The sequence below is a fragment of the Nitrospirota bacterium genome (assembly GCA_040754395.1).
Classification (GTDB): Bacteria; Nitrospirota; Thermodesulfovibrionia; order Thermodesulfovibrionales; family SM23-35; genus JBFMCL01.
The window spans coordinates 25,662-34,572 of sequence record JBFMCL010000030.1 but is presented as its reverse complement, the minus strand read 5'-3'; the positions used below and the strand labels follow the sequence as shown (position 1 = coordinate 34,572).

General features: G+C 46.4%; 10 protein-coding genes and 1 tRNA gene. 6 read left to right on the top strand and 5 right to left on the bottom strand.

Annotated elements, in window-relative coordinates; translation table 11 throughout:
* The first annotated feature begins 164 nt into the window (after window positions 1–164).
* From AB1552_12895 to AB1552_12870, 6 genes are all read left to right on the top strand, one after another.
* Entirely contained in the window at window positions 165–422 is a 258-nt protein-coding gene (locus AB1552_12895; protein MEW6054663.1) for a hypothetical protein, read from the top strand.
* Between the two features lie 548 nt (window positions 423–970).
* Window positions 971–1,171, top strand: a complete 201-nt coding sequence (locus AB1552_12890; GenBank protein MEW6054662.1) for a tyrosine-type recombinase/integrase — start codon at window positions 971–973, stop codon at window positions 1,169–1,171.
* A 137-nt stretch (window positions 1,172–1,308) separates the two neighbouring features.
* Window positions 1,309–1,393, top strand: a tRNA-Leu gene (locus tag AB1552_12885).
* A 166-nt stretch (window positions 1,394–1,559) separates the two neighbouring features.
* Window positions 1,560–3,206 (top strand): hypothetical protein, encoded by a 1,647-nt coding sequence (locus AB1552_12880; protein ID MEW6054661.1) that lies wholly within the window; start codon window positions 1,560–1,562, stop codon window positions 3,204–3,206.
* Between the two features lie 225 nt (window positions 3,207–3,431).
* Entirely contained in the window at window positions 3,432–3,599 is a 168-nt protein-coding gene (locus AB1552_12875; protein MEW6054660.1) for a DUF2934 domain-containing protein, read from the top strand.
* A gap of 496 nt (window positions 3,600–4,095) precedes the next feature.
* A complete protein-coding gene (locus tag AB1552_12870) occupies window positions 4,096–4,542 on the top strand; it encodes a MerR family transcriptional regulator (protein MEW6054659.1) in 447 nt (148 codons plus the stop codon).
* A gap of 14 nt (window positions 4,543–4,556) precedes the next feature.
* Here the strand turns inward: AB1552_12870 and AB1552_12865 are convergent, their stop codons facing one another.
* The 5 genes from AB1552_12865 to AB1552_12845 form a co-directional block, all read right to left on the bottom strand.
* A complete protein-coding gene (locus AB1552_12865) occupies window positions 4,557–4,964 on the bottom strand; it encodes a CAP domain-containing protein (GenBank protein ID MEW6054658.1) in 408 nt (135 codons plus the stop codon).
* 7 nt (window positions 4,965–4,971) lie between these two features.
* A complete protein-coding gene (locus tag AB1552_12860) occupies window positions 4,972–5,505 on the bottom strand; it encodes a hypothetical protein (protein MEW6054657.1) in 534 nt (177 codons plus the stop codon).
* Between the two features lie 12 nt (window positions 5,506–5,517).
* Window positions 5,518–6,285: a ribonuclease H-like domain-containing protein gene (locus tag AB1552_12855; protein ID MEW6054656.1), complete on the bottom strand. Its 768-nt coding sequence runs from the start codon at window positions 6,283–6,285 to the stop codon at window positions 5,518–5,520.
* 46 nt (window positions 6,286–6,331) lie between these two features.
* Window positions 6,332–8,026 carry a DUF4388 domain-containing protein gene (locus tag AB1552_12850; GenBank protein ID MEW6054655.1) on the bottom strand — a complete coding sequence of 565 codons (1,695 nt, stop codon included), beginning with the start codon at window positions 8,024–8,026 and terminating at the stop codon, window positions 6,332–6,334.
* Window positions 8,027–8,090: 64 nt separating this feature from the next.
* Window positions 8,091–8,882 (bottom strand): RodZ domain-containing protein, encoded by a 792-nt coding sequence (locus tag AB1552_12845; protein ID MEW6054654.1) that lies wholly within the window; start codon window positions 8,880–8,882, stop codon window positions 8,091–8,093.
* Window positions 8,883–8,911 lie beyond the last annotated feature (29 nt).

Genomic DNA, 8,911 nt, shown 5'->3' with positions numbered 1-8,911 from the left:
GACGGCTGTACTGCCCCGGTGATACCCTTTCTCATGGTGGTGTCTCCTTTCTTTTGTTGATTCCAGTTCAACCTTAAAAGGATACACCGCCTACTCATCTATTTACACACTTTTTGATTGTACTCCTAGGGCCGGTTGAAAATCCACATTTGGAAGTGCCTAAGTTGGCTGAGATTTCCTCTGCAACCCTTGCCAGCAACGGCACTATGTCTAAGGCGTTGTGGTTCAACCGTCCACTTACGCCTGAAGAAATTATCAAAGTCGCCAATAGGGAATACGCTATTTATTTGCATGGACGTATCGAATACCGGGATGTCTTTGATAAAAAGCGATTCACTAATTTCAGACTTCATTATTTCGGGCAATATCCCCGCCAAGGGATGACTCTCTACTTCTCGGACAAAGGCAATGATGCAAAATAATACAAGACACACAACCAGCGCATCCAGCCGACCTCGGATTGTCTTTGCACGATTCAGAGGTGGTCTGGTAGGCGGCTGATGCTTATCGTTCTGTCTTTACAGTTTTCATTGTTTTATCCGGTATTCAACGATTTTAAAAAATAGCAAAATTCTATCTTTGTGGCTGGCATCCACACTTTTTGCTTATTTCTAAGAGCATTGACTTTAAAAAGAAAGAGAACCTGCTTAGCATCAGCTGAATTGACTCTGTTCACTGAAGTTGTTTTCCGAATACGGAGTATGACAGCCCTCCCCCGCCGATCCTTCCCCCCTCTGGACACCCCCCTTCCGGTCTCCCCCTCCAGTTAAGGAACTCCCAAAGGGGGGAAGAACCTCAAGGGGGAGGATGCTGCTCCCGTCCGCCCCTCCAGGGACTCCCCAAAAAGATATTTTTCTGCTGTCAGGTTTGTTGGCAGTTTGAAGGCAAGATAAAAAGGGAAGGGTAAAAAAGCTTCTCTCGGCTTTCCAAGCCTTCACCCATCCCGGTTTGATGATAGCGTATCCAATAAATAGGATACGCTATCAATTTTTTTAACGCTCTTGAAGAAGAAAAGATTCTAATCGACAAGGCGACAAATCCCACATGGCTTAGGCCGTTGCTCATTATGGCGCTCCATACGGGCATGAGACGCGGCGAAATCCTTAACCTTGAGTGGAATCATATTGACTTCAACCACCGCATGTTCTTGATTCACCGGTCTAAGATATGACTATGAGGTATGCCCATCATTACCCTGAGAGTTTGAGGGCAAGCGTAGAGGTTCTGGATAGAAACTACTACAATTCTACGACAGCGGAGGTCGGGCATGTTTGACCGTATGCCGAAATATCCTATAAAATCAACTATGCGAGAGTGGCGGAACTGGCAGACGCGCTGGACTTAGGATCCAGTGGGTAAAACCGTAGGGGTTCAACTCCCCTCTCTCGCACCAGAAAATGTCTGCAAAGCTATCAGTTGACTCTGCCCTGATTGCTATGAAAAAAAGATGTACAAACTATAGATATCGTCACAAGTGTGTTTTTAAGATCGAGGCTTCACCTCCTTTTTGCAATACTTGCTGTGAGAGAATTATTTGTAGTACGAAAGGAATGTATGCAATGAAATCATGCCAAAAAGTTCTTTGTATCGTATTTCTTATCTCCGCGATTTTTTTTATCGTCGGCTGCGGTGGGTCAGGAAGTTCCGGGAAAGAGAATAAAATAAACACTTTCAGCCTGGGACCGAATGCGCAGGGTGCCATGAAGCTCGTGGACAACATATATAACGTGACTATTGTCTCAAAGCACGAGAATGCCCTTAAGGCAGAGTATGATGCCGGCTTTATCCAGGGAAAGCTCCAGCGGAACCTTATTGTCTCGGCACGAGACAACTACTGGGATGTTGCATACCTTACAGACCCTTCTCACGCTTTTCCTGCACAGATACCTCCCACACAGGGGGAGCTTTCGACCGCTTTGGGAGTATTGAAAGATAATTATGCCTACACTATTGAGTATATAAGGAAACAGCCGAACCCTGTAACCGCGCAGAATCTGAAACGGCTTCTTTTCAGAATGCTGGGCATCTACCACGGGACACTGCTTGAAACTCCTGCAACGCTTGATTTCAGCGGAGAATGGCTTCCTGATGTGGGCTATTTCAGCCCTTCCGAACTTCTGCTCGGATACGAGACTCCGGATCTTACATTTATGGACATATATTTTATTAACGGCAGCGCCGATTTGATGGATGTAATCGCTTCTCTTGTTGACGCACCGACCCCCTTGCGCCTGCCGAAGTGTTCGGCCTTTGTGAAGAAAACGGCGGACGATATTTATATTGCCCATAACTCCTGGTACGGATTTCTTGCGCAGAGCATGGCAATGAATCTCTCTATCAATGATACGTTTGTGACTTTCAACACCTTGTCTCCCGGCCTGATTTCGTCTCTTACCGATTTTGGTTATAACAACAGGGGCATAATGTTCAACGAAACTACCCATCATGCCACCTACAGTCAGCCAAAGAAAGACGCGCTCTGGATGGTATGGAGGTCGTCCCTCGCGGAGCAGTTCTCCGGGTCCCTCGATGAGTTTTTCGATTATCTCTCGCTCGAACCTTCGGGCACCTATATGAACGGGTACATGATAGTCGATGTGAAGACCCGTGAGATAGGCCTGGTAGAAATGTCGTACAAGAGTTTCGTGTTTTTCAAGCCGAACGGCCAGAACGGATACGATGTCATCACAAAGCCGGATGCCCTGTATAAAGGATATGACCCGGAACTGATCACTGCAGAGTATATCCTCGGCATCAATTATCCGGTATCCTACCAGATCAGGGACGATTTACATGCAATCGATACCCGTCCTGCACGCAGGTATCAGTTCCTTAAGGCGATCAGCAATCTGAACGATATTGAAAGCGCAAAGGCGCTTATTACCTATACCGATCCGGACAATCCGCTTTCAATTTACGGGAGGTGGGATCTTGGCTACGGGTTGACTCCCACCCCGAAGACCGTGCCCGACGGCTCGATTGATGCCAAGGTGTTTTCCGCGAATATGGCTTCATACGCGAAAGACCTTGAAGGGATATTCGATCTCAATTCGCCATACCCCAGTTTCTGGATGAAGTATGGTTCACCTCATGTCAAAGGACGACCTTTTATCTGGAGTGAATCACAGTGGAAAGGGCAGAAACTCAGGGATGTTCCCAACATCATTGATGGGAAATATCATCTTTTGCATCTCTATATACGCTAAACAGAATGCGGCGGAAAGAGTATGCTGCAGAAGACGCCTGATCGGTTTCTTTCGTGAGCGTTAATTGCTATAATTATCTGGATTGTCAGGAAAATCTGTTTTGAAATGCATTCACCGGGGTTCTGAATCAGCAGGACCGGTACCTGCAGCTGTTACGGGGTGCGATCCGAAGGTCCGGAGCTCTATGGGGTATGCAAATGATTGTAAAACGGAGGGCACGACACGATGAAATGGTATGACGAGATAGCCAGAATAGCTCGTGAGCTTTATGAGAAGAGCGGAAAGATCGAGGGACGCGACCTCGACAACTGGCTTGAGGCTGAGCGTATAGTAATGGAGCGGTATAAGGAGAAGGAAAACAAAGATGCCGGTTCCTCTGCCTCCGGGAAGTAAATGCCCACCGCGTAGGCTACGGTTTGGTACCGGCAGAATGCCGCTGACGGAAAGAGTGACCAACGGCTCTTGACTCTGATTTGAAGATGTTATGCTCTTAAATAAGCAGGGCACCATAATTTATCACCCCTCTTTATTGCCAAGTAAGGATTAAGAACCTTCGCTGTCAGTTATCACCCCAATAGGATCGCAGGATTTCAAATCAGCACTGCATCGCCTGTCGTTTTCGGGGGTTTTTTTGCTGCTTCAGGAACCTGTCATGCAAAATTATCAGGAATATCTTGACATTAATATTAACTAAAGCTATATTTAATAAGTAAATTAATAATTCTAATTTGATATATTGTGTTTTTGTGCTATCCTTAACAGGAGATAGAGAAGGCAGTGTTCCGTCAAACTGGGAGGAAGGTGATTCGGGTGAGAAGCAGTATCCCGGATCTTTTCGAGATACTCCGAAATGTGTCTTCTTTGGATATCCGTTCAGGCTGGCTGGTAGATGGTGAAACAGAGAAAAACTGAAAAGAAGATTTTCTGGGAAGATAAAAAGAGTATGCCCCTTTACTCAATCGGGGTTGTTGCAGAGCTGATCGGCACCGCTGAGCAGACAATACGCCTTTACGAAAAACATGAACTTATAAAACCCGCCAGAAGAAACAAAAACAGGTTTTACTCAGAAAACGACATCAAGTGGCTTCAATGCCTCAGAGATCTGATACATAACAAAAAAATAAGTATTGAAGGGATAAAAAAACTTCTCAACTATCTTCCGTGCTGGGAAATGACGGAGTGCCCCAAGGAAAAAAGACAGAAGTGTTCTGCGTATATAGATAAAACAAAACCCTGCTGGGAACTGAACAGGATGATTTGCAGGAGGGACTCCGGGAAGATGTGTGATGACTGCATTGTCTTTCTGTCAGATGCCGCAAAGAAAAAAGACACGTAACAGAAAGCCTTTGCTCAGTCACAGGCGAAGAATGTGACAAAAGAACCGACTTTTGCAATCCCTGCATTTTTTATTTTTGTGCTGAGAAGGTTTGCGTTATGCCCGACGGAACTTTTCCATGCGACCATTTGTGCTTCCGGAGATGCATAGTTCCATCCGGTATTTTCGACACAGTGAGAACGGCGGCACTGGTTGAATCTCTCCTGAAAATAGTCGTGGCTGAGCGCATTTTTTTGTGTCATATACCGGCTATGGTTTTTTGCCAGCGTGTACAGAGTGGTATCTGGCGACAGGGGGGACAATCCTTTGTCGACCCTGTACAGATTAATGGCATGCAGAAGGGCGTCTTCGTATGAGGAGGAAAGGGTCTTGCTGTCCGGGCCGGAAGCGTGTGCAAACGCTGATGCGCAGATCAGGACCAAAAAAGCACTAAATACGAATCTGCAAAACATGTCGTTCCTGTTTTTTTATGGCTGCTATTTCATGACCTATTATTTTTTTGATGTTTTCCTCGAGGAGAAAGAGCGTGTGAATCTCCTCGCCGGCAATTGCCTGAAGGCGTATGAGTGCAGCGATGGGTATGCTGTTTCTGAGGCGCTGGCAAACGAAATTCACGCAGATGACGTGGCGGGCTCTCAGGGCACATCCTTTATCCGTGAGAAAATAACAACGGTCTGGGAATTGCGCTTTTTCTGGAAGTGACCTGCCCAGCAGAAGATTTACCAGAAGAATCAGGCTGTCGTACTTGTTTCCCGTTCTTAGTCCGCAGCAGGTCCCTTCCTCGTTCTGCGCACAATCAGCACACTCCGTAACAACACCTGCTGAAATCATGCTATTCTGCGAGGCTTCGATACATCTGTCGAGATTTTCGAGAAGGGGGAGAACCCCGCGTTTAAGCAATACCTGTGCATATCTCTCTTTAAGGATATGTGCAAGGGAGATGCTGCGCAGGATGCTGTACATAGGCCGGTTTATTTAGAGGTACTCCTCTATTCCTGTTTGTGCTCTCATCCTGTGATACACGATATCGGCTATTTTGCAGAGATTAACGGTATCTTCCCTGTTGTAGGTTCTGAGCAGATCGAGCGCTTCCCGGCTTCCTCTCTGACTTTGCTCCCAGAGTTTTACCGCATCATATCCATCCATATCTCTGACGCTATCGTCTCTGAAAATGCCCAGTTCTATTTCGAGTTTCTTCAGGCCTCCCCTGAATCCGATTTTTCGGGCTCCGAAGCAGATGTCAAAGTGCGGAATGTTGAACTTCAATCCCGGCATCGACCTCATGAGGAAAGGGATATCAAATCCTGCGCCATAGAATGTAATCAGATACTTGTAACCGGAGAGTTCTTTTCTCAGGATCCCGGGGGAGAGGTTTTCATCTTTAAGAAAACATTTGTAATCGAATCCGTCGAACATGCCGACCATGGTCACATACCCGCCGCTTCCGGGCATCAGGCCGTTCGTTTCTATATCTAGACAGACGGCGTCTCCCCTGAATTTTTCGAAAAGTCTCCAGTGTTCCCTTCTTTTGACGGAAGCTGCAAAATATTCCGCATTTGCATTCGCGAGTTCGGTAAGGGCTTCGGACAGACGTGAATCATAGAGATTCTTCTTGAGCGGATTCAGGAAGTCTATCCGGGGGGAATTGATAAAATCTCCCCAGGTAAGTATGCCCGAGCGCCACAGTTTTTTTTCAAGCCTTTCGCCGATACCGTTTAATATGCTGAAAGTACTTCTGATCATATTTCACTTGCCTGCTTTCTCTCCAGTATTATTTACTATTCAGGACTCAATCGGCAACAGCTTTTACTTTCTGCAGTCCCTCGAGAGCCTTTTTATTGCGGGGGTCATTTCTTATCGCCTTTTCGAAGGCAGACTTTGCCCTCAGCGGAAATCCCAGGTGGATGTACAGATAGCCGAGTTCAGCAAGATATTCAGAATTATTCGGGTCGAGTTTCAGTGCCTCGGTCATGATCTTCCCTGCCTCATGGAACCTTTTCTCTTTTTGATATATAAGTCCCAGGTAGTAATGGTAGTTGGGTACCGAACTGTCAAGATACACAGCCCGTCCAAACAGTTCTTTTGCCTCGGCATACATTCCCCTGTGAAATGCCTCCTTCCCTTCTCTGTAAGCTGCTCTTGCCATGGCGATGTTGTCTGTCCGCATTGTGTCCGGTCCCTGTGTCAGGCGCTGGTCATATTCCATTCGCAGTTTGGAATCGGACAGAATTTTGTATATGTCCGTAAGACGGGAAAAGGTCGTGTTCAGTTTCATTCTTAATGCAGAAGACGACGATCCGGAATGTCTGTCGGGATGGAATTCTCTGGCGGCCTTATGATACGCTTTTTTTATCTGTTCCAGCGTGGCCCATTTTTCGACCCCGAGAATACTGTAATAGTCGGAGGAGTCTATTTTGCCGTACAGCTCTTCGACTCTTTTTACGAAATCGGGGTCATCCACAAGTTCCGGTTCAGTTACCGTATCGTCATGCGGTTTTTCCTCTACGGGGGGTTCTGTCTCGGTCATTTCGACTATCTGAAGACTGAGAAGGGCATACAGGGTTTTGATCGTCCTGAAGGCGTCTGTTGGCGATGCCGACAGTATTTCTTTTATTGTTCGTTTCCCGTCGATTAATTCCAAAATATCCCTGTCCGGTTTTTCGAGAACAATGTCCTCCTGCAGAGCTGACTTTTCGATGGAACTTACCGGTATGGTATCTGCCGGAGGCATAACGTTTTCGATGTGCTGGGGGTTTTTTATTGTTTTTATCCCCCGGAATATGATATCTGCTGCGTTCAGCCTGAGTTTCACGGCCTTTTCGGACACCATCGGGCCTTCAACGAAAGTAACCGCTCCGTCTTCCAGCTGAAAAAGGCTCAGGATTATCGTCTCGACCTGATACTGTATTGCCTGGATGATGTCCTGAGAAGAGAGATATCCGAGTTCAATAAGGATCTCACTGTGACTTTTCCCCTTTTTTTGCGCACGGTCGGTTATCTGATAATATTGATCGCTGGTTATCTTCCCTGTCCTGAGAAGAACTTCGACAAAACGGTCTTCTTCCTTATTGGAAGTTGCAAAAACCAGCGCGCCGTTTCTGATATAGATTCTTCTGATAAACGGGCCGCTCCGGATGTCGAGGGCCCCTGTTTTCAGGCTTCTCTGCAGATCGATAAGTATATCAGCCAGCGGATAGTGCCTGAGAGACCCGCGGATTTCTTTTATCTCGATTCCTCCCCTGATCTGGGAATCGGTTGTCTCAGACCATATTATTTTGCCTTCCCCATCGGCTTGAAGTATATGAATATGAAAATGTACGTCTGTCTCAAGAGGAGTTGATGGCGGAGCATCAATCAGGAACCCGATGCCCTGCAGGGAGTAATCGGTAATCCAGGCTTTTATTGAGGTATTTTTATAGGAAAGGTAAAAGTCTGTTTTGTGTTTGTATCGTGTGAATCTTCTTTTGTCTTTCTTTGGCTGCATCAGCTAACTATATTGGGCCTGCATGACAAGAGTCAATGCGCTGTGATAGTTCAGAACCTCCTCTTTACAACCGGGATTCAGGCAGAGTGATTTTCACAACTTCCCCTTTTTCTCCAAGTTTCCTGACCTCTTTGCCGTCAAAAATCAGTTTCACTCCGCCCGCATTTCCGATTGTAAGCGAAAAGACTTTCTCCGCGTGAAATTTCAGAGTTTCACCGGGAGTTATCGTAATCTCTCTGGGATTTTTTTCATCTATCCTGACAGAGAACCAGGTAATATCGGTTGCCTTTACCTCCAGAGTATGCGGCGTATGGTCAGCAGGAAGGGTTTTTCCGGCTGTTTCTGGTCCGGGAATGACTGTGTTTGCGGGAACCTGAGGTGGTTCAGGGGATGGCTGGCTTTGCGGAACAGTATCATGGGTATTTTGCGCTGGTTCAGCCGGCAAAGAAAGCTGCTTTTGGGATTCCGGAATATTGCGCGTATCTGCCGGTTCTTTTGAAGTGAATGAGGAAATGACAGAGAGAGAAACTGCGACAACAACGGCAAAAATAGCGGGGATTACCACATACCTGAGCTTGAAACGTTTTTGCAGCGTAACCGGATGATCCGGGACTTCTCTCTTTTCTGTTGAAGATACCTGCTGATTATACGCATGAAGAGTGGTTTCAGGATCTATCTTAAGGTGTTCTGAGTATTTCCGGATATAGCCTTTTATATATACAGGCTCAGGAAGTTTCTCGAACGAACCTTCCTCGATTGCCTTCAGGTAATCATGCTTGATTTTCAGGATATTGGAGATGTCCCTAAGATCATGCCCCAGTTCTTCCCGTCGTTTCTTGAGTATCTCCCCGACCAATCATCCTCCTGCCCGCATAGGATACTAAT